The 21,099-nt window shown below is 64.6% G+C and carries 24 protein-coding genes and 1 pseudogene; 12 read left to right on the forward strand and 13 right to left on the reverse strand.

Features of this window, described 5'->3' with window-relative positions; all coding sequences use genetic code 11:
* Positions 1–295 (forward strand): cupin domain-containing protein (locus A5906_RS44980; protein WP_245326892.1); only part of this gene is annotated, 295 nt, incomplete at its 5' end.
* Between the two features lie 52 nt (positions 296–347).
* A complete protein-coding gene (locus tag A5906_RS25295; protein WP_080137969.1) occupies positions 348–1,220 on the forward strand; it encodes a bifunctional helix-turn-helix transcriptional regulator/GNAT family N-acetyltransferase in 873 nt (290 codons plus the stop codon).
* Between the two features lie 15 nt (positions 1,221–1,235).
* On the opposite strand, the gene A5906_RS25300 is transcribed toward A5906_RS25295, so the two are convergent.
* Positions 1,236–1,961 (reverse strand): SDR family oxidoreductase, encoded by a 726-nt coding sequence (locus A5906_RS25300; RefSeq protein ID WP_080137970.1) that lies wholly within the window; start codon positions 1,959–1,961, stop codon positions 1,236–1,238.
* Positions 1,962–2,063: 102 nt separating this feature from the next.
* On the opposite strand from A5906_RS25300, the gene A5906_RS25305 reads away from it, so the two are divergent.
* Both A5906_RS25305 and A5906_RS25310 read left to right on the forward strand, forming a co-directional pair.
* Entirely contained in the window at positions 2,064–2,975 is a 912-nt protein-coding gene (locus tag A5906_RS25305; protein ID WP_080137971.1) for a LysR family transcriptional regulator, read from the forward strand.
* Positions 2,972–3,358 (forward strand): ester cyclase, encoded by a 387-nt coding sequence (locus A5906_RS25310; RefSeq protein WP_080137972.1) that lies wholly within the window; start codon positions 2,972–2,974, stop codon positions 3,356–3,358. Before A5906_RS25305 ends, A5906_RS25310 begins: the two co-directional genes overlap by 4 nt.
* 21 nt (positions 3,359–3,379) lie before the next feature.
* Here A5906_RS25310 and A5906_RS25315 read toward each other — a convergent pair whose 3' ends face one another.
* From A5906_RS25315 to A5906_RS25335, 5 genes are all read right to left on the reverse strand, one after another.
* Positions 3,380–4,600, reverse strand: a complete 1,221-nt coding sequence (locus A5906_RS25315; protein ID WP_080137973.1) for an MFS transporter — start codon at positions 4,598–4,600, stop codon at positions 3,380–3,382.
* A gap of 242 nt (positions 4,601–4,842) precedes the next feature.
* Positions 4,843–5,805: a 2,3,4,5-tetrahydropyridine-2,6-dicarboxylate N-succinyltransferase gene (dapD, locus tag A5906_RS25320; RefSeq protein ID WP_080137974.1), complete on the reverse strand. Its 963-nt coding sequence runs from the start codon at positions 5,803–5,805 to the stop codon at positions 4,843–4,845.
* A gap of 218 nt (positions 5,806–6,023) precedes the next feature.
* Positions 6,024–7,040 (reverse strand): alpha/beta hydrolase, encoded by a 1,017-nt coding sequence (locus A5906_RS25325; protein WP_080137975.1) that lies wholly within the window; start codon positions 7,038–7,040, stop codon positions 6,024–6,026.
* 112 nt (positions 7,041–7,152) lie between these two features.
* Entirely contained in the window at positions 7,153–7,734 is a 582-nt protein-coding gene (locus A5906_RS25330) for a DUF308 domain-containing protein (RefSeq protein ID WP_080137976.1), read from the reverse strand.
* Between the two features lie 112 nt (positions 7,735–7,846).
* Positions 7,847–8,431, reverse strand: coding sequence for a TetR/AcrR family transcriptional regulator (locus tag A5906_RS25335; protein ID WP_080137977.1), 585 nt, complete (start codon positions 8,429–8,431; stop codon positions 7,847–7,849).
* A 75-nt stretch (positions 8,432–8,506) separates the two neighbouring features.
* Here A5906_RS25335 and A5906_RS25340 point away from each other — a divergent pair, with 75 nt between their 5' ends.
* Both A5906_RS25340 and A5906_RS25345 read left to right on the forward strand, forming a co-directional pair.
* Positions 8,507–9,004 carry a peptide deformylase gene (locus A5906_RS25340; protein ID WP_080137978.1) on the forward strand — a complete coding sequence of 166 codons (498 nt, stop codon included), beginning with the start codon at positions 8,507–8,509 and terminating at the stop codon, positions 9,002–9,004.
* Between the two features lie 94 nt (positions 9,005–9,098).
* Complete coding sequence (locus tag A5906_RS25345) at positions 9,099–9,866, forward strand: CPBP family intramembrane glutamic endopeptidase (RefSeq protein WP_161495431.1); 768 nt, start codon at positions 9,099–9,101, stop codon at positions 9,864–9,866.
* A gap of 27 nt (positions 9,867–9,893) precedes the next feature.
* Here the strand turns inward: A5906_RS25345 and A5906_RS25350 are convergent, their stop codons facing one another.
* Positions 9,894–10,256, reverse strand: coding sequence for an ArsR/SmtB family transcription factor (locus A5906_RS25350; protein WP_080137980.1), 363 nt, complete (start codon positions 10,254–10,256; stop codon positions 9,894–9,896).
* Positions 10,256–10,918 carry an SRPBCC family protein gene (locus A5906_RS25355; RefSeq protein WP_080137981.1) on the reverse strand — a complete coding sequence of 221 codons (663 nt, stop codon included), beginning with the start codon at positions 10,916–10,918 and terminating at the stop codon, positions 10,256–10,258. The genes A5906_RS25350 and A5906_RS25355 overlap by 1 nt, the downstream gene beginning before the upstream one ends.
* Positions 10,919–11,112: 194 nt before the next feature.
* Here A5906_RS25355 and A5906_RS25360 point away from each other — a divergent pair.
* Positions 11,113–11,459, forward strand: a pseudogene (locus tag A5906_RS25360) (cupin domain-containing protein).
* Positions 11,460–11,535: 76 nt separating this feature from the next.
* Here A5906_RS25360 and A5906_RS25365 read toward each other — a convergent pair.
* Positions 11,536–12,417: an AraC family transcriptional regulator gene (locus A5906_RS25365; RefSeq protein WP_080137982.1), complete on the reverse strand. Its 882-nt coding sequence runs from the start codon at positions 12,415–12,417 to the stop codon at positions 11,536–11,538.
* Positions 12,418–12,604: 187 nt separating this feature from the next.
* On the reverse strand, positions 12,605–13,855 hold the full coding sequence (locus A5906_RS25370; protein WP_080137983.1) for a serine hydrolase domain-containing protein: 1,251 nt from the start codon (positions 13,853–13,855) through the stop codon (positions 12,605–12,607).
* A gap of 284 nt (positions 13,856–14,139) precedes the next feature.
* Between A5906_RS25370 and A5906_RS25375 the strand changes: the two genes are divergently transcribed.
* Entirely contained in the window at positions 14,140–14,553 is a 414-nt protein-coding gene (locus A5906_RS25375; RefSeq protein WP_080137984.1) for a GFA family protein, read from the forward strand.
* Positions 14,554–14,793: 240 nt separating this feature from the next.
* Here the strand turns inward: A5906_RS25375 and A5906_RS25380 are convergent, their stop codons facing one another.
* Entirely contained in the window at positions 14,794–15,429 is a 636-nt protein-coding gene (locus A5906_RS25380) for an FMN-dependent NADH-azoreductase (RefSeq protein WP_080138264.1), read from the reverse strand.
* 131 nt (positions 15,430–15,560) lie between these two features.
* Here A5906_RS25380 and A5906_RS25385 point away from each other — a divergent pair, with 131 nt between their 5' ends.
* Entirely contained in the window at positions 15,561–16,412 is an 852-nt protein-coding gene (locus tag A5906_RS25385) for a LysR substrate-binding domain-containing protein (RefSeq protein WP_080137985.1), read from the forward strand.
* A gap of 50 nt (positions 16,413–16,462) precedes the next feature.
* Here A5906_RS25385 and guaA read toward each other — a convergent pair whose 3' ends face one another.
* Complete coding sequence (gene guaA, locus A5906_RS25390) at positions 16,463–18,061, reverse strand: glutamine-hydrolyzing GMP synthase (protein WP_080138265.1); 1,599 nt, start codon at positions 18,059–18,061, stop codon at positions 16,463–16,465.
* Positions 18,062–18,212: 151 nt separating this feature from the next.
* Between guaA and A5906_RS25395 the strand changes: the two genes are divergently transcribed.
* From A5906_RS25395 to A5906_RS25405, 3 genes are all read left to right on the forward strand, one after another.
* On the forward strand, positions 18,213–18,584 hold the full coding sequence (locus A5906_RS25395) for a nuclear transport factor 2 family protein (protein WP_080137986.1): 372 nt from the start codon (positions 18,213–18,215) through the stop codon (positions 18,582–18,584).
* Positions 18,585–18,818: 234 nt separating this feature from the next.
* Positions 18,819–19,151 (forward strand): DHCW motif cupin fold protein, encoded by a 333-nt coding sequence (locus A5906_RS25400; protein WP_080137987.1) that lies wholly within the window; start codon positions 18,819–18,821, stop codon positions 19,149–19,151.
* 268 nt (positions 19,152–19,419) lie between these two features.
* Positions 19,420–19,629, forward strand: a complete 210-nt coding sequence (locus A5906_RS25405) for a cold-shock protein (RefSeq protein ID WP_008141931.1) — start codon at positions 19,420–19,422, stop codon at positions 19,627–19,629.
* A 148-nt stretch (positions 19,630–19,777) separates the two neighbouring features.
* Here A5906_RS25405 and A5906_RS25410 read toward each other — a convergent pair whose 3' ends face one another.
* Positions 19,778–21,079 (reverse strand): RsmB/NOP family class I SAM-dependent RNA methyltransferase, encoded by a 1,302-nt coding sequence (locus tag A5906_RS25410; RefSeq protein WP_080137988.1) that lies wholly within the window; start codon positions 21,077–21,079, stop codon positions 19,778–19,780.
* Positions 21,080–21,099: the final 20 nt, after the last annotated feature.

Here is a 21,099-nt window from a genome sequence, read left to right on the forward strand (position 1 = left end):
CCGCCACGATCTCAGCGCGCCCGGTCGCGAGGCTGTGCAGGTACGCGTCGATCTCGCGCCCGGCGTCGCGTTCGGCCGGCACACGCATCCAGGCGAAGAGATCATCTACGTGCTCGCGGGCGCCATCGAATACGATGTCGAGGGCAAGCCGCCGGTGACGCTGAGGGCCGGCGGCGTGCTGTTCATTCCCGCCGGCACGGTGCACGCGGCGAAGAATGTCGGCGTTGAGTCTGCGAGCGAGCTTGCCACCTATATCGTCGCCAAGGACAAGCCGCTTCTGACGCTGGCGAAGTGAGGCCGGCGGCCCCGATTGACCCAAGCCAGATATCTGACTAAAGTCAGACATCATGCTCGATCCCGTCTCCCGTGTCCGCCGCTTCAACCGTGCCGTCACCTCCGCCGTCGGAGCACTCGACACCTCGTTTCTGGGGCGCGGACGGCCATTAGGTGCTGCGCGCGTGCTCAATGCGATCGGGCACGGGCGGGCGGACGTTGCGGAAATCCGCGACTATCTCGGTCTCGATTCCGGACTGATGAGCCGGCTGCTCCGCAGCCTCGAGGACGAGGGACTTGTTGAAACCACGGCCCATGCGGACGACGCTCGCCGCCGCGTCGCGCGGCTGACGCGCACGGGCCGGCGCGAGTTCGCAGCCTACGAGGCGCTCTCGAACACGCAGGCCGAGGACTTCCTGGCGCAACATTCACAACGCGAGGCGCTGCTGGCGGCGATGGACCTGATTGCCTCGGCATTGACCCGCGAACGCGTCACGCTGGAGGAGATGGATCCACGGAGCGGACAGGCACGCTATTGTCTCGGCGAGTACTATGCCGAGCTCGGCCGCCGTTTCAAGCAGGGCTTTGACGTCTCGCTGTCGCGCGATCCTGACGCCAAGGACATGCGCCGCCCGCGCGGCACCTTCATCGTCGCGATGTCGGACGCGCTGCCGATCGGCTGCGTGGGCTTGAAGGGAACCGATTACGGCTATGCCGAGATCAAGCGTCTCTGGGTCGCCCCCGCCGCGCGCGGGCTGCGGCTCGGGCGGCGTCTGATGGAGGCGGCGGAAGACGCAGCGCGCGAGCTCGGCATCACGCTGCTGCGGCTCGACACCAACAGCGCGCTGCCCGAAGCCGGCCAGCTCTACCGCACGACGGGCTGGCGCGAGATACCGCGCTTCAATGACGATCCCTACCCTGACCTGTTCTTCGAGAAAGGCATCTGACGCTGCCGGACATCGTCAGGTCGTCCGCGTCGGGCGCACGACGATCTCGTTGACATCGACATCGTCGGGCTGCGCGACGGCAAAGCGCACGGCGCGGGCGATCGCGTCAGGCTGAAGCGCGATGGCGCGATAGGTCTTCATCGCCGCGGCGGCCGCGGGGTCGGTGATGGTATCGGCGAGCTCGCTCTCGACCACGCCGGGATGGATGCAGGTGACGCGGATGTTGTCGTGCTCCTGGCGCAGGCCGTCCGAGATCGCGCGGACCGCATATTTGGTGGCGCAGTAGACGGCCGCCGTCGGCGACACGCTCAAGGCACCAATCGAGGCGATGTTGATGACGTGGCCCGATCCGCGCGCCACCATCTCCGGCAGCACCGCGGCAATGCCGTAGAGCACGCCCTTGATGTTGACGTCGACCATCCGGTCCCACTCCTCGACCTTGAGCGAGGCCATCAGCGACAGCGGCATCACGCCGGCATTGTTGACGATGACGTCGACGCGGCCCCACACGCCGCGCGCGGCGTCGGCAAAGGCGGCGACGCTGGCGCGATCGGTGACGTCGAGGGGATGCGCAAGCGCCGTGCCGCCGGCCGCGTTCAATTCGGCCGCGAGATCCTTCAGACGATTGGCACGCCGTGCGCCGAGCAGGACCTTAGCGCCGGCCGCTGCCAGCTCGCGCGCGATGCCGGCGCCGATGCCGCTGGAGGCGCCGGTGATGAGAATGACTTTGTCGATTGGCATGAGGCTTCCCGTCGCTTTCCGAGTGATCGCTGGAAGATGGACCGATGCCGTCGCTGTGATAAGACGATGACGTCTAACCACGCTGGCAAGCTGCACTAACCGATGGAACCCGACCTCAACGCCCTCGCCGTCTTTGCACTGGTCGCCGAGGAGCGGAATTTTCGCGCTGCCGCCGACCGTCTCGGCGTGACGCGCTCGGCCGTGAGCCAGACCATCCGACGCCTGGAGGAAACGCTCGGCATCGCGCTGATCCAGCGCACGACGCGCAGTGTCAGCCTGACCGAGGCCGGCGAGCGGCTGCATGCGCAGGTCGCGCCCGCCATCGCCGACATGCGCGCCGCGCTCGGCAATACCGAGGCATTGGGTGGGCGCCCGCGCGGCGTATTGCGGCTCGCGGTCTCCTCGATCGCCGAGCATTTCCTGTCCGGTCCGTTTCTTGCCGCCTTTGCCGAAGCCAATCCGGAGGTGCAGCTCGACATCGCCGTGAGCGATGCGGAGTTCGATATCGTCGCCGCCGGCTATGACGCCGGCGTGCGGCTCGGCGAGATCATCGAGCAGGACATGATCGCGCTGCCGATCGCCGGCGACGAACGCCAGCTCGCGGTCTGCGCGCCGGCCTTCCGCGATCGCTTCGGCGCACCCTCCCACCCGTCCGAACTGACGTCCTTTCGCTGCATCGGCTGGCGCCCGGCGCCAAACGTCACGCCCTATCGCTGGGAGTTCGCCGATGGCGGCAAGGAGTTCAGCGTCGCAGTCGCGCCGGAGATCACGACCAACGACATGGCGCTGATGATGAAGCTCGCGGTCGCCGGCGCCGGCATCACCTTCGGCATGGAGGCGAGCTTCCGCGCCGCGATCGCGCGCGGCGAGCTGGTGCCGATCCTGGAAGACTATTGCCCGTTCTTCGCCGGCTTCTATCTCTATTATCCGAGCCGCCACAACGTCGCGCCCAAGCTGCGCGCGCTGATCGAGCATGTGCAGCGGCGCGGCATCAGCCAAAGGAATCTGCCGTGACCAGGGATGAGCTTGCCGCCCTCTATCACGACTACATCGCCTGCCTGAACCGGCAGGATTGGCCGGCGCTCGGGCAGTTCGTGCACGACGACGTCATTCACAACGCGCGGCCGCTCGGACTCTCCGGCTATCGCGCCATGCTGGAGCAGGATTTTCGGGAGATTCCGGATCTGCGGTTCAACATCGAACTGCTGGTCTCCGACCCGCCCAACATCGCCGCCCGGCTGAAATTCGATTGCGCGCCGGTTGGGACATTTCTCGGACTTGCCGTCAACGGAAGGCGCGTGACGTTCTTCGAGAACGTGTTCTATGAGTTTCGCGAGGGCAAGATCTGGCAAGTGTCGTCGGTGATCGACAAGGCCGCGATCGAGGCGCAGCTCTGACGCCGCGCCCCGACCCGGAGCTCACGCCGCCGCCGGCGCCACCTCGCCTTGCGGCTTGGCGAACGGCCTGAAATTCATCGCCATCAGGAAAGCCCCCAGGCCCATCGCCCAGGAGGCGATGTAGAGCCAGGCGTAGCTGGAGAACGCGTCGTAGATCAGGCCGCCGGCGAGCGGGCCCGTCGCCATGCCGAGGCTGCCGGCCATCGCCGTGCCGCCGATCACCGTGCCCATCATCCGCAGCGGAAAGTTTTCGCGCACCAGCACGGCGTAGAGCGGCATGGTGCCGGCATAGATGAAGCCGAAGATGGCGCCGACCGCGTAGAAGGTCGCGAGCTGATGTGCGAAGACGTAAGCGAGCGCGCCGAACGCCTGCAGCAGCAGGCCCGAGACCAGCACGCGCTTGGCGCCGAAACGGTCGCCCATCAGGCCGAAGGCGATGCGGCCGCCGAGGCCGGCAAACCCCTCGATGCTGTAGATCGTCACCGCCGCGACCAGCGGGATACCGCAGCTGATGGCATAGGACACGGTATGGATGATCGGGCCGGAATGGGTGGCGCAGCAGAAGAAGTTGGTGGCAAGCAGAATGAAGAATTGCGGCGAGCGCAGCGCCTCGCCCATCGACATCTCGCTCTGCTCGGTCCCCTCTGCCATTGGCGCGGCCGCGGCCTGCGCGAGCGCGGGGGGACGGCGCACCAGCAAGGAGACCGGAATCATGATGACGGCAACCACCAGCGCGATGATCTGCATCGAGGTGCGCCAGTCGTGGCCGGAGACGAGCCAGGCCGCAAGCGGCGCCATCGTCATCGGCGCCATGCCCATGCCGGCCGAGACCAGCGATACCGCGAGGCTGCGATTGGTGTCGAACCAGCCGGTGACGGTTGCCATCATCGGCGCGAAGATCGCGGCGCAGGACGCGCCGACCAGAAGGCCGAACACGAACTGGAACGCGATGAGCGAGGTCGCATGGCTGGCGGCGAACAGGCTCAGCGCCAGCACGGTCGATCCGGTCAGCACCACCGGCAGCGGCCCGAACCGGTCCGTCGCCGTGCCCCAGGCCATGCTGGTGAAGGCCATCGCCAGGAAGCCGATCGTCATCGCGCTGGAGATGCCGGTCACCGACCAGCCGGTGTCCTTGGCGATCGGCTGCAGGAACACCGGCAGCGAAAACATGCCACCGATCGCGACGCAGCCCAGCAAGCCGCCGGCGGCGACGATCACCCAGCGATAGGGGAAAGAGGTCATTTCGTTCTCCCGTCAGATTTGTCTGGGTGGAAGACGAATGGGAACCGGGCCGGCCGACAGCGGCAGACGATTTTTGCCGCACGCTTTTGTGACGTGCCAGCAAAAAGTTTCGAAAACAACCCCATGCACAGTAGCCGGCCACAGCGGGATCAATGACTTACGAGGGCCATAGCGATGCCAGCCCGTGAAGGCGATGCCGTTGACGCGCCACATGCCGACGACGACTTCTTTGCGTAAGCCGCCTAGCCGTGAAGCTGCGAGTTGAGGCCGTCCCAATTTGGCTTTCGTCTGGTTGCCTCGAGAGCGCCGCTCTGGGAGTTGCGACGTAGAAGAAGGCCCTTTTGGCCTGACAGCTCTCTGGCTTTCACGACCCGGCCATCTTCCAGAAGAACGCGCGCGCCTGCCGTGACATAACAGCCTGCTTCGACGACACAATCGTCGCCCAGTGAAATGCCGATTCCGGCGTTGGCTCCGATCAGGCAGCGCTCGCCAACTGTAATGGTCTCTTTCCCTCCTCCGGACAGAGTGCCCATGATCGACGCTCCGCCACCAACGTCGCTGCCACGTCCCACCACAACGCCGGCGCTGATCCGACCTTCGACCATGCAGGGACCGAGCGTGCCTGCGTTAAAATTGCAGAAGCCTTCATGCATAACGGTCGTGCCCGGCGCCAAATGGGCTCCGAGCCTGACACGATCCGCATCCGCAATTCTCACGTCCGCAGGCGTCACATAGTCAGTCATGCGCGGAAACTTATCCACGCCTGTCACCTCAAACGCGAGGCCACGCTTTCGTGCCAGCATTTGCGCTTCCGGTACACGAGAGCATTCACAGGGACCGAGGATCGTCCAGGCAACGTTAGGCAACAGACTGAAAACGCCTTCAAGGTTCAGGCAATGAGGCCGGACGAGCCGGTGGCTCAATAGATGAAGTCGAAGATAGGTGTCGTGCACATCCGTCGGCGCCGATGCAAGGGAGTCAATTTCCGTACGGATTGGAACGATGTCGACATTGCGAATGTCGTCGTGCCGCGCATATCCGTTCGCCGACTGACCCAACGATCTCTCGATCTCGTCTTCCGTCAGCCGTACCGTTGCAGCCCTGTCGGCCCCCATAACGAGACGCAACTGAGGAAACCAGGAATCCAACACGCGACCGTCAGCGGCAATCGTCGCAAATCCCTCACCGCTCGCGCCCCTCGCCATTTGAATTGCTCACATTACGATCCTGCATAGTGCATACGCGAGTTCTCCCGGAATTGGCAACTTCCGGACGTGCAAACACCCCTCTCTATGGGGCCTTTTCGACGGTTCAGCGCAGATTGTGCCGTCGTGAGGTGACGCGCTACGGCAGGTTCGCGGGAACTACTTGTCTTGGTCCAACTCGCATCCATCCGGCTATCGCTAGCCGCGCGTTAAACGCCCTAGTTCTCCAGCCCCTGCTTCCCGATCCAGTCGTTGACCAGCTTGGCGACGTCGTCGGAATTGCGGTCCATCATCATCATGTGGGTGTTGCCCTTGAGGCCCATCTTCGGCAATTCGAAGGTATCGACCTTGCCGCCGGCCGCCGCGATGGCCTGCCCCCATCTGGTCGGGTTGACCACGAGCTTCGACCACACCGGGACCTTGTCGAGGAAATCGCCCCACACGATCAGATGCGGCACACCCTTGAGTTTCGGGGCATCGGCCTTGGCGGGATCGGGCGCGCCTGACGGCTCGATGGCGATGAGCGCCTTGATCTTGTCGGGCGCGTTCAGCGCGGCGGTAAAGCCGAAATTGCCGCCCTGGCTGTGAACGATGACGATGCATGGGCAGACCTTCTGCACCAGCGCGTCATATGCTTTTTGCGTGGCGGCATCGTTCGTCGCCCAGCGCGGAATGCTCTGCTTGGCGAACTGGTCGAACGTTTCGATCGGAAACTGCCCGCCCTCGAACGCTTCGCGCTTGCCACCGACCTCATAGCTCGGCCCAATCCGGAACAGCTCCCAGGCCTCCTTCTTCGGGCGGAAGAACGGCTCGCTCTTGAATATCTCGGGGTAGCGCGCCCAGGAGGCGCGGCCACGCTCGACCGCATCGGAGACGTAGACGTCATTGCCGGCATTGAGGAAGAACTGCTGCCAGCCCGGCTTGCCGTCGGGCTTGGTCTCCCAGGTCACGCCGGAGAGGCCGCCGCCGTGCCAGAGCAGCAGCGGCCATTTCGACTTCGGCGCCGCCTGCTTGACGAACTGGACATACATCTGCTCGACCTCGAACTCGCCATTCGGATCGACCTTGATCGGCGGCGCGCCGGGCGAGAACACGATCTCCTTGGATGGGAGCCCGTTCAGCGTCTCGGTGTGCCCGCCGATGTGGAAGCTGCCGACCTCCTTGACGAGGTAATCGGCCTTAACAGGCGTTGCCGCTGCAAGGGTTGCCGCCAGGGCGATCGCGATCGTGCGCATGAGGTTGGTCCTCCCGGATGCTTGTTGTTGGCGGCAACGTTAGGCGAAGCGTCAATGCAAAGCAATTTCGGAGGTCCATTCCTGGTCGCTCGCGGCTCCTGCCGATCTCCGCTCAGTAAGCGTGCCTCGCCCGACGCCGCCATGCGCTGACGGTGAGCCAGATTGCCGAGACCAGGAAGTAGAGCGCGCCGACGGCGGCATAACCTGTGACCGTCGCGATCGACGGCACCGCGGGCGTCGAGGCTTGAAAGATGAAGAAGCCACCGGCCAGCGCCGACTGACCACCGCTGAGCACCATGGCCCACTGCGCGCCGAAACTCTTCCAGCGCCGGATGGCCGTGCCGAGCTGGAGCAATCCGGACAGGATCGCCCAGGCTCCGAACACCGCGAGCACAGCGTTCATGCTCATCTGCAAGGCGACGAGGACCGCGATAGTGGCCGCCAGGCTGACCAGGACGTTGAGTGCCTGCGTGCGGCTTTGTGTCAAGCCGCCGCTGCGGAGCGCGTCCACGGCATTCGCCGCCGCGTCCCAGGCGGGATAGAGCACGAGCAAGGCGCCTGCGATCACGGATGATCTCCCGACAGCAAACGCGGCAACAACCCAGGTGACGGAGAACGCCGCCCGGATGAAGTAATATTGCTTCAGCCATCGCTCGCGATCGGCCCGAACGAGATCCGGTTGATGATATGACATTTGCATCTCTCCTTTACCTACTAGTTGGTAGTTTCGATTACCAGGAAATCGCCCTCGCCGCCTGCGCGCCTGCGCGCTTGCATGCGTGTCGTTGTCGTCCGGCCGATATCTTTCAGTGCTTGGCGGACAGCCGGTCCAGCAGCGGGGTGGTGATCACACCGAACATTTTGGGATCGCCATAGGCGCGCGCCGACAGCATCGCACCGTGAATGGTTGCCATGAATCCTTCAGCTTCGACCTTGGCTGAGCTCGAGAGGTGAAGCCGCCCCTTCCGCTTGCCGCGCTCCATCACGGACGTCAGCCACGACGCCAGCGCGCGAAAATGCGCGCGGACTTCGAGTGCGACCTCCTCCGGCAGGATCGGAAGTTCGCTGGCCAGGAGCGCACAGACGCAGAACGGCGCCGTTGCATCGGTGATGCACGCTTCCCAATACCCGACATAGCTTTTGAGCTGGTCGCGCGGATCAGGAACATTGCGTTCGAGCGCCGCCAGCCCCGCCTCCGCTTCCTCGCGATAGCGTGCCACGAGGGTGCGGACCAGATCGATCTTGCTGGCGAAATGGTGGTGGATGCTCGGCTTGCGGATTCCAACGACGTCAGCGATGTCGGCATAGCTGAAGCCGTTATAGCCGCCCGCGATGATCAGGCCGCGTGCGCAGGCCAGGATGTCGTCGGCGGTCGAGGAAACGTTGGTCATGGCCGTAAGCTACCTTCCAGTTGGTAGGGGGTCAAGAACAGGTGCTTCAATGATCCGTGAGTGGTAGGAGATTGAATGACCATTCGCCCGATCGTCCGCTATCCCGACCGCCGGCTCGCGATACCGGCCCGCGCCGTCACCGCGTTCGACGAGAGTTTGCGCGAGCTTGCCGCAGACCTGCTGGACACGATGCGCGCCGCGCCCGGCATCGGCATCACGGCGCCGCATGTCGGCGTGCCCTTGCGCGTCGTGGTGCTCGAGCTCGACGCCAAGACGGGGCCGCAGACCTACGTCAATCCGGCAATCGAATGGGCCTCGTCCGAAATGATCATGCACAGGGAAGGCAGCGTCTCGATGCCCGGGGTCAACGCAGAGGTGCAGCGCCACGCCAGCGTGCGCATCAGCTATCAGGATCTCGACGGCAACCCGCAGACCGAAGAGTCCGAAGCCTTGCGCGCGGTCTGCCACCAGCACGAGATCGGCCAGCTCGACGGCCTGTTCTGGATTCAGCGGCTGTCGCGGCTGAAGCGGGAGCGGCTGGTGAAGAAGTTCGAGAAGATGTCGCGCAGCTGAGACGTCGCCGGGGCAGACGATGCGGGATTTGATCAGGGCGAACGCTGTCCTCTCATTCTACGTCCTGGCGTTCGCAATATCCTGGGGCGGCGTCTTGGCGATCGTAGGTGGTCCCCAGGGTTTCCCGGCGGACGCCGGCCAGTTGCAACGGTTGCTGCCCGCCGTGGTCCTGGCGATGGTCGCCGGCCCCTCGCTCGCCAGCATCTTCATGACGGTCTATGTGTCGCGCGCGGCGGGTCTGCGCACGCTGCTTTCACGCATCCTGACATGGCGCGTGGGCGCCATATGGTATGTTGCGGCGCTCTTCATCGCGCCGTTGACGGTTGTTGCGGTTCTGCTCGCGCTGGCGCTGGTGTCGCCTCATTTTTTGCCGACGATCTTTGGCGCCGAGGACAAGGCGGCGATCCTCCTTCCCGGCCTTGCGGCAGGATTGGTCGCGGGATTGTTCGAAGAGATCGGCTGGACCGGCTTCGCCATACCACGCCTCAGATCGCAGCTCGGCTTCGTCGCCTCCGGACTCATCGTCGGCGGCCTCTGGGCCTTGTGGCACTCCGCGGTGGCGCTGTGGGGAAGCGGAACGGCTTCCGGCCAGCTCGCGCCCGTGATGTTGCTGTCCCAGATCGCGTTCTATGCCGGTGTGCTGCCGCCCTATCGACTGCTCATGCTGTGGATTCATGACCGCACCGGGAGCCTGCTCCTGGCGGTGCTGATGCACGGCTCCCTGACGGCTTCGACGACTTTCGTGTTCGCACCGCCCGTGAGCGAGGCAGAGCGCCTTGCCTACCATATCGCGTTGGCCTGCGCATTCTGGATCCTCGCCGCGATCGTGGCGGCGCGGCGTGGGCGTGTGGGTCCAAACTGATGCCGCCCGGCGCAGGGTACGGGCTGCTCAGGCCCTCTTCCCGCCTCGTTTGATCACGGGCGCGTTGCGACGCTCCCGCTTGCCGCGCGCGATTTCGGTCGCGAGCGCGTCGAGCTTCGGCTCCCAGAATGTCCTGAACCGGCCGATCCACGCATCCACCGCCTGAAGCCCTGTGACGTCAACCGAGTAGAGGCGCCTTTGCGCCTCCGCCCGGACCGTTGCAAAGCCGCTCTCGCGCAGCACCTTGAGGTGCTGCGACACGGCCGCCTGGGTGATGCCGAACTCGGCCCCGATCGCCTCGACGACCTCACCGGACGCCATCTCCTTGGGGCCGAGCAGCTCGAGGATGCGACGGCGAACGGGATCGGCGAGGACCTCGAAGACGTGCATCAGCTTCCCGTGCCCGGATGTGCGACGCCGGGCGGCATCTCGCCGCGATAGAACGCGATGGTGCGATCCGAGCGCTCCTTTGCCACAGCCGGGTCCACCCCGCTTGCGACGTGCGCCGCGCACCAATATTCGCCGCTGGTCGTCATGAAGTCCTTGCCCTCAGCCGAGCCCATCCATGCCTCAGCCGTCTCATGGTCCACCGATGCCCCGGACGAAAGGTATCGCTCGAGTCCCGCAAGGGCGAGGTCCCAACCGATCCCCACCGCGCCCGGACCGAACTGATTCCAATGATCCTCGATCATCGCGGTGTGCTCAAGCGTCAAACGCGCCTGATTGCGCTCCGATGTCAGCCTGACATCGATCCAGCTCGTCGCGCCACCGAACTCCCATGTCGCGGCAAAGTGCGTCGGCGGCGTGCACGTCGTGATGGTGCCGCCGGCATTGCCCTTGATCTGGTACCTTCCCCCGAGCTGGAGCTCGCCCTCGATCGGCGCAAACCAGCGCGGGATGCGCTGCTTGCTGGTCACGGCGTCCCAGAGATCGTCGACATCAGTCTCGTAGAGACGCGACAGCGTCACCGTGCTGGCCGGTCTTCCGTCCTTCTCGAAGTTCTTCACCGACCGCGCGACAAGCCCCAGCACCCTGGCGACATCGATCTCCATAGCAAATCTCCCCGTCGTTGAGCGCGGACATGAATATCGTTTGATTCTAATATAAGTCAATACTTATATAACGGCCTGGCTGCGTCAAACCGCCTCGCGGAGCCCGTCGAACAAAACCTTTGCTCGTGCGTCGACGTGTCCCCACTCCGCCAAGACCCAGCCCACCCAAGTCCCCGCACAAGACGGAAACAGTCATGAAAGTTCGCAAATTCGCCATCACCGACGCTTCGTTCGAGCGATCGCCTGGTCAAAACGGTGAGATCTTCGCCGGCAACGTTGTCGACCAACGCGTGGACCGATCACCATCGGCTTCGGCCGCTATGCGCCAAACCAGCACCTTGATGAAAAGCTCACCGTGGATGACGTCATGCTCGTGCTGGAAGGCAAGCTCACGGTGACGAGCGGTGCAAGCACCGTCACCGCGGGTCCCGGCGAGATCGTTTACATGCCGAAGGGCGAGACGGTCACCATCCACTCCCATGAGCAAGGCGCCGTCACCGCCTACGTCACCTATCCGCATTGGCAGGAGGCACGCGGGTAAGGCGCGAACCTTAACGTCGATGGCGGCCTGCCGCTTTTCTTGCGATCGAAAATACAGGCACCNCCGCCGGAGACCGCTACTTCAGCGGCAGGAACAGCTCGGCGACCGTCTCGTGCTCGGGGACCTCCGGAAAGAAGCTCAGCCGCTGGCAATAGATCGGGAAGTCGCGCGCTTCCTCACCGCTGGCGGGAAGCCAGTCGCGATAAAGGTAGAGCGCGGCGGGCTCCAGATTGTCGGTGTAGCCGACGACGCGCAGCACGGCACAGCGGCCGCCGGGGATCTCGCCGGCCTTGATCGCTTCGCCGCATCCCGCGATCGGCTGATCGGTGCCGACGCAAAGGTCCACGCTGTAATCGGCCGGCGAAGCAGGACGCCGTTCGGATCGCCAGACATTGAAGGTCGGATGTTTGCTGGGGTGCAGGTTTGCCGCTTTGCGCCAGGCGACGAAGCGCCGGATGGTGGCGCCAAGCGTCGCCGGGTCGCCCCGATGCTCCATGATCGCCACTTTCGTGGCAGGCACGTCACGGATGGTCACGTCGTCGGTGGTAAAGGTCGTCTGCATGAGCTTGCTCCTCGCGTTGTCGAGAGGCCCGAAGGCCGCAAGCCACGGCTCCCAGTCGGGAGATTTCCGGAACGACGACGGCGATTGCCCGAACCGTTGCCTGAAGGCGCGGGCAAAGGCATCCGGTGCGTCGTAGCCGGCATCCATCGCGATGTCCGTGACCCCAAGGGCGTCGCTGTAGGCCAGCCGATAGGAAGCGCGCTTCAGACGGGCCAGCTGGACATAGCGATGCACGGACAGACCGAAGGTCGCCGTGAACTGCCGGTGGAAATGAAATTTCGAGAAGGCCGCAACGGTGCTCAAGCTTTCCAGGTCCAGACCGTCGTCGAGATGCCGGTCGATATGGTCCAGCACCCGCCGCATCCGCGCCCGATAGTTCTGCAGCGCCGCCTTCATCTTCTTTCCTCCGTGGCGGCCTCAGTTAGCCGCTGGTGGCCATGACGCGCTCGACCGATCTTGCGGTTTGGCAGAACCTGCCGGGCGGATTGGCGACGCGTAATCCGTCATCTAACAACACGGCACGACGAAGGATGGTGGATTAGGCCGGCGGACCGCGCTTCGCGCAGCCGCGGGCTAATCCACCCTACCCGCCTGCCATCAGCGCCTTCGCCAATGCCATGTACGCCGGCAGCGTCACGGGATCGTTGGCGGCGTTGCCGGCGACGGGATGCGAGGCATAGCGCGCGATCACCATCTCGGCTTTGGGATCGATGTAGATGCCCTGGCCGTAGACGCCGCGCGCCATGTAGGCGCCGTGGGCGTTGTGCGTGACCCACCATTGGTTGCGATAGGAAGCGCCGGGAAGTGTGGTGTAGCCGGCCGGCTTGAACTTTTCGGGATCGCCGCCGCGCGCGATGTCCTCGACCACCTGCGACGGCACGATCTGGCGGCCGTTGAAGCGGCCGTGATTGCGCATGGTCTCGCCGAAGCGAGCGAGATCGCGCAACGTGGTGGAGAGACCGCCGCCGCCGCTCTCGGTGCCGATGCGATCGACATGATAATGCGCGTCCTCCTCGGCGCCCATTGGCGCCCAGATGCGCTCCGACAACAGGTCGGACAGCGTCATGCCGCTGGCGCGCCTGATGATCCAGGCGAGCACGTCGGTGTTGACGGTCTTGTAGGCAAAGGCCTTGCCGTGCTCGCCCTGCCTCTTCTGCGCGACGAGGAAGTCGAAGATGGTGGTCGGGCCGTCATAGTCGGGCGGGATCGGCGCCATGCCGTTGGCGCGCCGCAGGCCCCAGACATGCGAGCTCTTGTCGGTGTAGACCTCGGTGTATTCGAGCCCCGTGGTCATATCCATGACCTCGTGCACGCGCGCATCGCCGAATGCACTGGCCTTCAGCTCCGGCACATAATCCGTGACAGGCGCCTGCGGATCGATCTTCCCTTCCTTGACCAGTGTCCCTGCGAGCACGCCGGTGAACGACTTCGTCACCGACATCGCGATATGCGGCTTGTGCGGCTTGAGCGCGCCGAAGTAGCGCTCGTAGATCAGCTTGCCCCGGTGCAGCACCGCGATGCCGTCCGCGTAGGTCTCCTCCAGCATCTTTGCGAAGGTCATGGGACGGCCATCCATGGTGGTCGAAGCGACGGCGCCGATGTCGTGATCCGCGCGCGGAAGCACGGATGCAGGCCCTGCCCCCCGCCAGACATTCACTGTCGGCACCAGCTGGCGGACGTTGCTCCAGGCCCAGCGCAGCTCGGGGAAGCTGCGGAACGAGCCGTTCTGGAACGTGATGGTGCGATCCGGCGCCGGCGGAAAACCCTTCATCCAGCCGAGCGTTTCAGGATCGGTTTCGGTGGCGGTGGCGGGCGCTTGAGTCGCAGCAGACATGAACACGGGCTCCAGAGGGAATGCCGATGTCGTAGCATAGGAGAGCACGACGTTAGATCCTGCGTTTGTGCAAGGGGACCTGCACGACGATCAGAGGCGCCGCGTAAGGCGTCGTGCGGGCGGATGCAGCGACTGGCAGCAAGGATACCCATCAATTTCGTTCTGCAAGCGCGATGGGTTTCGCTGCGCCCTCCCCATCCTACGGGCTGGCGTCCAGCCTTGTGGGGAAACGCGCCCCGGCGATATGATCAGACCCCGTCGGCATCGTCGTGGGAGATTGAGCAATGGATTTTTCCGGGCGCTGCGCCTGCGGCGCGATTAGATACACCATTGCCGCCGCGCCGATCCGCGGCTTTCAATGCCAGTGCAGCGACTGCCAACGCGATACCGGGAGCGGCCACAGCTCCGTCTTCGTATTCGCGCGAAACGCGGTCTCGGTGACCGGCGAGGTGCGCGAGATCGCACGCACCGCAGACAGCGGCGCAGTCAAACGCAAGGGGTTTTGTCCAAACTGCGGCTCACCAATCTACAACCAGCCGGACGAAAAGCCGGACTACATCGGCATCTATGTCGGGACGCTGGACGACGCCAGCACATTCAAACCTTCCGTCGTGCTGTTCTGTTCGCGCGGGTACGATTGGGACCGTCTCGATCCAGACATCCGCAAACTGCCAAAATGGTACTCGGGACCGGAATAGATGAAATGAGTGTCTGGTGGTGACGGATAACGAAAGCGGCTTTGCAGGCGTTGGCAGGATGGGTGGAGCGCAAGCGACAACCATCAATCTCGTTCTGCAAAAGCGATGGGTTTCGCGAAGAGCTCAACCCATCCTACGGGCTGCGCGTGATCTCTCTGGGAGAGAACTCTCAATCTGACCATGCAGGAGCAGGCATACGCCTACTCCCCCTCAATCGTCCCAGGCGGCTTGCTCGTCACGTCAGAAGTCTTCGGCCATGGTGCGCGCCTCGCTCGCGGCCGCCCGCCGCGCCTCCGCGTCGGCCTCGAGACCGAACAAGGTGCGCTCCACAACCAGGCCCCGGATGTCGGTCAGGCCGATGCACCGCAGCCACGCCTCCAGATAGGGGCGCTGGAAATCGTAGAGCTCGCCCGGGGTCCAGTTGCTGGTCGGCGCATAGTCCAGGCCGCGCGCGTAGATGACCGCCGCCTTCGTCGCCTTCATCAAACCGCCAAAGCCGGTCTGATCGAACGAGAACAGGATGTCCTTCTGCGACACCAAGTCAATGTAGTGCTTCAGGCGATAGGGGATGGAGAAGTTCCAGAGCGGGACCGCCATCAGAAGCTTGTCGGCGGCGAGCAGGGGCGCGGCCAGCGCCTCCATTCGCGACCATGCCGCCGCCTGCGCCGGCGAGCGACCCTCGCCATAGATGCCGGCGTACTTCGCATTCAGCGCGTCCTCGTCGAGTGGCGGCAGGTCCAACGACCACAGGTCGAGGGTTTCGATCTCATCCGAGGGGTGTGCGGCGCGATAGGCGTCGATGAAGGCGCGTGCCACCTCGATCGAGGCGGACGCCGCCTTGCGGGGAGAAACTTCCAGATAGAGCAGTTTGGTCATGGCGATCGATTCCTGCGAGGCGCACAACCGCGCCGGTCACCTCAACCTCCCGCTTCCGGATAGATTTAGCAAACGAGTAATTCCGCTGGCATTCAGTGAGAAACGTGTTAAATCCAAGGCAGCGAGGTCTCATGTTCGAAACCGAGTTACTGCGCGTCTTCGTCACGGTCGCCGAGTGCGGCGGGTTCACCCGCGCCTCAGAGGTCCTGCATTCCACCCAGTCGACAGTCAGCGCGCAGATTCGCCGCCTGGAGGATCAGGCGGGGCAAGCGCTCTTCGCTCGAAGCACGCGTTCGGTGCAGCTCACGCCAGCGGGCGACACCTTGCTCGGTTATGCTCGGACGATCCTGCGCATCAACGAGGATGCGCGGCAGCGTCTTTCCGGCGCCGTACCGGCCGGTCGCATTCGGCTGGGATCGTCGGAGGATTTGACCGGCGCGTGGCTCCCCCGCCTCCTGCGACGCTTCGTGACCCAATTCCCGCAAGTGGCGATCGACCTGGAAATCGGGATCGGACCCCGGTTGCTGAGGCGGCTAGACAAAGGGGAGATCGACGTCATGGTCACTGGCCGCTGCGCCGAAGACACGGAGGGGACGAGGCTGTGGCGCGAACCGTTGGTTTGGGCCTTCGCGCGCGAGAGCGAGCCGCCCGCGCCTCTCCGCCTGGCGCTCTTCCCGGAGCCCTGCCCGTACCGCCAAGCAGCGCTTCGCGCCCTTGGCGGGGCGAACCAGGGCTGGACCATCGCTTGCACCAGCGGCAGCCTTGCCGGCGTCCGCGCTGCAGCGGCCGCGGCGATCGCCATTACGCCGTTGCCGCGAAGCCTGGTCGGCCCCGAGCTGCGCATCCTCGGGCCAGAGGCGGCTTTCCTGCCGTCCCTGCCCGACGTGGAATACATTGCAAAGGTCGGCCGCCGGGCGAATACGCCCGCCATCGCCGCCTTAGTGGAGATGATCCACACGGCGCCAGCGACGATGGCGAGCTGACTGGATCGCAGGTCCGTTAGACCCGGGACAAAGGGAATGGCGGCAGCCCCCTACTCCCACTCAATCGTCCCGGGCGGCTTGCTGGTCACGTCGTACACCACCCGGTTCACGCCCTTCACCTCGTTGATGATGCGTGTCGCCGTCTCGCCCAAGAACTTCATGTCGAACTGGTAGAAGTCGGCGGTCATGCCGTCGGTGGATGTGACGGCGCGGAGGCCCACCACGTAGTCGTAGGTGCGGCCGTCGCCCATGACGCCGACGGTCTTGACCGGGAGCAGCACGGCGAAGGCCTGCCAGATCTCGTCGTAGAGGCCGTGCTTGCGGATCTGGTCGATGTAGACGGCGTCCGCTTTCCTGAGGATGTCGAGCTTGTCGCGGGTGATGTCGCCCGGGCAGCGGATGGCAAGGCCCGGCCCCGGGAAGGGGTGGCGGCCGACGAAGATTTCGGGCAGGCCCAGCTCGCGACCGAGCTTGCGCACCTCGTCCTTGAACAGCTCGCGCAGCGGCTCGACGAGCTTCATGTTCATGCGCTCGGGCAGACCGCCGACATTGTGGTGCGACTTGATGGTCACTGAAGGTCCGCCGGTGAAGGAGACGCTCTCGATCACATCAGGATAGAGCGTGCCTTGGGCGAGGAAGTCGGCGCCGCCGATCTTCTTGGCCTCCTGCTCGAACACCTCGATGAAGAGGCGGCCGATGGTCTTGCGCTTCACTTCGGGATCGGTGACGCCTTCGAGCTCGCCCAAGAACTGTTTCGAGGCATCCACGTGCACGAGCGGGATGTTGTAGTGGTGGCGGAAGAGGTCCACGACCTGCTCGGCCTCGTTGAGGCGCATCAAGCCGTGATCGACGAACACGCAGGTGAGCTGGTCGCCGATGGCCTCGTGGATCAGCACGGCCGCGACCGCTGAATCGACGCCGCCGGAGAGGCCGCAGATCACCCTGCCCTTGCCGACCTGCTGGCGGATCTTCGCGATCTCCTCCTCGCGGAAGGCGCGCATGGTCCAGTCGCCGGTGAGGCCGGCGATCTTGCGCACGAAGTTGCGGATGAGCTTGGCGCCGTCGGGCGTGTGCACGACTTCGGGGTGGAACATCAGGCCGTAATATTTGCGCGTCTCGTCCTGGATGATCGCAAAGGGCGCGTTCGGCGAGGTGCCGGCGACCGAGAAGCCCGGCGGCATCTTGGTGATGCGGTCGCCATGGCTCATCCAGACCTGGTTCTTGCTGCCTGATGTCCAGACGTCCTCGAACAGCTTGCTCCCGGCTTTGACCTCGACATCGGCGCGGCCGAATTCGCGGTGATGGCCGCCCTCGACCTCGCCCCCTAACTGGGCGGCCATGGTCATCTGGCCGTAGCAGATGCCCATCACGGGCACGCCGGAATCGAAGATCAGTTGCGGGGCGCGGGGCGAGCCGGCCTCGTGCACCGACTCCGGCCCGCCGGAGAGGATCACCGCCTTCGGCTTCATCTCCTTGAAGGCGCTTTCCGCCTTGTTGAACGGGACGATCTCGCAATAGACGCCGTCCTCGCGCACGCGACGCGCGATCAGCTGCGTCACCTGGCTGCCGAAGTCGACGATGAGAATCTTGTCATGCGCCGAGGCCGATGAGGGCGTCGACGCGGAGCGGTCGTGCTGTGCTGCTGTCATGGCAAGCAGATACGCGACGGAGCCCCGGCCCGCAACCGCGCTGGCCCGTGCGCCCACATTCTTCTTTGGGCATGGACAAATGGATATACGTCAGTATTATTGACCTAATTTGCCCCACCGTCCAACAGGGGCCGATCAAGGGAGAAAACGCATGTCACAGCATCATCAGCCATCAACGTTGGCCGCGCTCGGCCGCACCTGGGTCGAGGCCTGGAATGCGCGCGACCTCGAGCGCGTGCTGAGGCTCTACGACGAGGGGGCCGTGATGACCTCGGACCGCATTCCCCTGATGGGGTTCGATGCCAGCGGCACCGTGCGCGGCAAGGATGCGCTGCGGGCCTATTGGGGCAAGGCGCTGGGGCTGCTGCCGGAGCTGCACTTTACGCTGATCGATGTGTTCGTCAGCCCTGACAGCGTCGTGGTGTTCTATGCGAACGAGCGGGGCAAGAAGATCTGCGAGTATCTGCGGGTCAATGATGCCGGGCTGATCGTGCAGGGGTCGGCGAACCATCTGGTCGAGTGAAGGCTCGCTGCGTTGGACGGTGCGGCCCAACCCACCGCCGTCCTTCCCCGCGAAAGCGGGAAATCCAGTACGCCGCGTGCCGCAAGCGTCGTTGCGAGGAGCCCTTGCGACGAAGCAATCCGGACCGTCTCCGCAGATGCATTTCTGGATTGCTTCGCTTTGCTCGCAATGACGGAGACTGGGGCGGACGCGTGCGCTAACACTCGCCCGCCGGCCCAGAGACAGGATCCCCCGATGAAACTTCCCACCTCCCCCTTCACCGTCACCGACTGGAGCAAGGTCGAGGCTACCACGCATCCCGGCGAGACCGGGCAAGCGCTCTGGCGCACCCTCACCGTCGGCGATCTCCGGGTGCGGATGGTCGAGTATTCGCCGGGCTATCTCGCCGACCATTGGTGCGACCGCGGCCACGTCATCTTCGTGGTCAAGGGCGAGCTCGATTCGGAACTTCGCGACGGCCGCAAATTCAAGCTGACGGCGGGCATGAGCTACCAGGTTTCGGACTTCGGCGACGCCGCGCACCGGTCCTCGACGGCCACCGGGGCGACGCTCTTCATCGTCGATTGAGGGTGGTGGGCACGGTGTATTTGCACCGCAAAATAGAAGATCCGCGCGACGTGCCGGGCCACGGGTGGTGCCTTGAAGAAGTCCAATTATCTCGCTATATTGTGATCATCGATACTTGGCCGAACGACTGGGCCGCTTCGCCTCGTCTAAGACAGGCGCGCACGCTTCAGATGATTTCTCCAAAACATCGACTCATCAGGGCTATGGGCGCAGTGACGCGTACCGGTCCACGTGCGTACTGTCTCTAACTAACTGAAGGAAATTTCCCATGGCTATGGGCACCGTGAAGTGGTTCAACACCCAAAAGGGTTATGGTTTCATCCAGCCGGACGACGGCCAGAAGGACGTTTTCGTCCACATCAGCGCCGTCGAGCGCGCTGGCCTCTCCTCCCTCAACGAGGGTCAGAAGGTCTCGTTCGACATCGTCGCCGACCGCCGCAGCGGCAAGTCGTCGGCTGACAATCTCCGCGTCGGCTAACGCCGGCGCAGCGTTCTGACCACGGACGTACCGGCAGAACGCCAGAACTCGAAAGCCCCGCGACCGGGACCGGTCGGCGGGGCTTTTGTTTTTGCTCCCCCGTCATTCCGGGGCTCGCGCCACGCGCGCCCCGGAATGACAACGTTGATCATCCCGCCTTCTTAAGCACCGAGACAAAAAACCCGTCCGTGCCGGTCCGCCGCGGCGTCATCAGCCAGCCCTCGCCCGACTGCAGCGCGGCGTCGGCAAACGCCTCGGCCTTGTCCCAGAGCACGCTGGCGGTTTGCTCGGGCGGGACCACAGCGAACTCGGGATGGCGGCCGATGAACGCCCGCACCTGCTCGCCGTTCTCTTCCGACAGCACCGAGCAGGTGATGTAGGCGATGCGGCCGCCCGCCTTCACCAGGGGAACCGCACGCTCCAGAACCTCGGCCTGATCGCGCAGGCGGATCTCCAGCGCACCCGGCCGCATGCGCCACTTGGCATCGGGGTTGCGGCGCCAGGTTCCGGTTCCCGTGCAGGGCGCATCAATCACGACGAGGTCGGCGCTGCTGCGGACGTCGGCAAGCGGATCGGCCTCGCCCTTGGGCGTGCGGATATCGGCATTGTGCACGCCGGCACGCGAGAGGCGCTCGTGAATCGGGGCGAGCTGGCGCTTGTCCCGGTCGGTTGCGATCAGCCGGCCCCTGCCCTGCATCAAGGCCGCGAGCGCCAGCGTCTTGCCGCCGGCGCCGGCGCAGAGATCGATCACCTGCTCGCCCGGTTTTGCCGCGGTGAACTGGGCCGCAAGCTGCGATCCTTCATCCTGCACTTCAATTGCGCCCTTGATGAAATCCTCTTCCGCCTGGACGCCGGGGTTGCGCGCATCGGCCGAAAGCTCGATGCGCAAGCCTGTTGCGGACCAAGGCGTCGGTTTCGGATGAAGATGAGAAAGCGCCTTCAGGACCTTGTCACGATTGGATTTTAGCGTGTTGACGCGCAGGTCGAGTGGCGCCCGGCTCGCCATCGCGGCCGTCTCCGCCGCTCGGGTGTCGCCGAATACTTTTGCGAAGTGCGGATCGAGCCATTCCGGATAGTCGCCGGCGACGGCGGCGGGGGCGTCCTTGAGGGAGCGCTGGCTGAGCGCGACCTGTTCGGCTTCGGTCAGCGGCGCCGGCGCGAACCGGCTGCCGTCGAACAAGGCGGCCATGGTCGCCGTGTCCATGTCGCGTTCGAGGCGGAGCATGCCGATCAGCCTGGCACGCGCGGTGTCGGCGTCCATCAGGTAAGCGCTCGAGGCGTAGCGGCGCAGCACGTCCCAGACCAGGCCAGCGATGGCGGCGCGGTCGCCGGAGCCGGCGAAGCGGTGCGCGGTGCCCCACTCCTTCAGCGCCTTGGCCGCGGGCACGCGGTCTCTCTCGATGGTGTCAATCAGTTCAATGGCTGCGGACAGCCGGGCAGCGGGGGTCATTTCAAATCTTTCAGATTAGA

This window comes from Bradyrhizobium sacchari (genome assembly GCF_002068095.1).
GTDB classification, from domain to species: Bacteria; Pseudomonadota; Alphaproteobacteria; order Rhizobiales; family Xanthobacteraceae; genus Bradyrhizobium; species Bradyrhizobium sacchari.

Coding starts and splice junctions, on each gene's coding strand:
- A5906_RS25295 (WP_080137969.1), top strand. CDS start 348: ATGCTCGATCCCGTCTCCCGTGTCCGCCGCTTCAACCGTGCCGTCACC.
- A5906_RS25300 (WP_080137970.1), bottom strand. CDS start 1,961: ATGCCAATCGACAAAGTCATTCTCATCACCGGCGCCTCCAGCGGCATC.
- A5906_RS25305 (WP_080137971.1), top strand. CDS start 2,064: ATGGAACCCGACCTCAACGCCCTCGCCGTCTTTGCACTGGTCGCCGAG.
- A5906_RS25315 (WP_080137973.1), bottom strand. CDS start 4,600: ATGACCTCTTTCCCCTATCGCTGGGTGATCGTCGCCGCCGGCGGCTTG.
- dapD (WP_080137974.1), bottom strand. CDS start 5,805: ATGGCGAGGGGCGCGAGCGGTGAGGGATTTGCGACGATTGCCGCTGAC.
- A5906_RS25325 (WP_080137975.1), bottom strand. CDS start 7,040: ATGCGCACGATCGCGATCGCCCTGGCGGCAACCCTTGCAGCGGCAACG.
- A5906_RS25330 (WP_080137976.1), bottom strand. CDS start 7,734: ATGTCATATCATCAACCGGATCTCGTTCGGGCCGATCGCGAGCGATGG.
- A5906_RS25335 (WP_080137977.1), bottom strand. CDS start 8,431: ATGACCAACGTTTCCTCGACCGCCGACGACATCCTGGCCTGCGCACGC.
- A5906_RS25340 (WP_080137978.1), top strand. CDS start 8,507: ATGACCATTCGCCCGATCGTCCGCTATCCCGACCGCCGGCTCGCGATA.
- A5906_RS25350 (WP_080137980.1), bottom strand. CDS start 10,256: ATGCACGTCTTCGAGGTCCTCGCCGATCCCGTTCGCCGTCGCATCCTC.
- A5906_RS25355 (WP_080137981.1), bottom strand. CDS start 10,918: ATGGAGATCGATGTCGCCAGGGTGCTGGGGCTTGTCGCGCGGTCGGTG.
- A5906_RS25365 (WP_080137982.1), bottom strand. CDS start 12,417: ATGAAGGCGGCGCTGCAGAACTATCGGGCGCGGATGCGGCGGGTGCTG.
- A5906_RS25370 (WP_080137983.1), bottom strand. CDS start 13,855: ATGTCTGCTGCGACTCAAGCGCCCGCCACCGCCACCGAAACCGATCCT.
- A5906_RS25375 (WP_080137984.1), top strand. CDS start 14,140: ATGGATTTTTCCGGGCGCTGCGCCTGCGGCGCGATTAGATACACCATT.
- A5906_RS25380 (WP_080138264.1), bottom strand. CDS start 15,429: ATGACCAAACTGCTCTATCTGGAAGTTTCTCCCCGCAAGGCGGCGTCC.
- A5906_RS25385 (WP_080137985.1), top strand. CDS start 15,561: ATGTTCGAAACCGAGTTACTGCGCGTCTTCGTCACGGTCGCCGAGTGC.
- guaA (WP_080138265.1), bottom strand. CDS start 18,061: ATGACAGCAGCACAGCACGACCGCTCCGCGTCGACGCCCTCATCGGCC.
- A5906_RS25395 (WP_080137986.1), top strand. CDS start 18,213: ATGTCACAGCATCATCAGCCATCAACGTTGGCCGCGCTCGGCCGCACC.
- A5906_RS25400 (WP_080137987.1), top strand. CDS start 18,819: ATGAAACTTCCCACCTCCCCCTTCACCGTCACCGACTGGAGCAAGGTC.
- A5906_RS25405 (WP_008141931.1), top strand. CDS start 19,420: ATGGCTATGGGCACCGTGAAGTGGTTCAACACCCAAAAGGGTTATGGT.
- A5906_RS25410 (WP_080137988.1), bottom strand. CDS start 21,079: ATGACCCCCGCTGCCCGGCTGTCCGCAGCCATTGAACTGATTGACACC.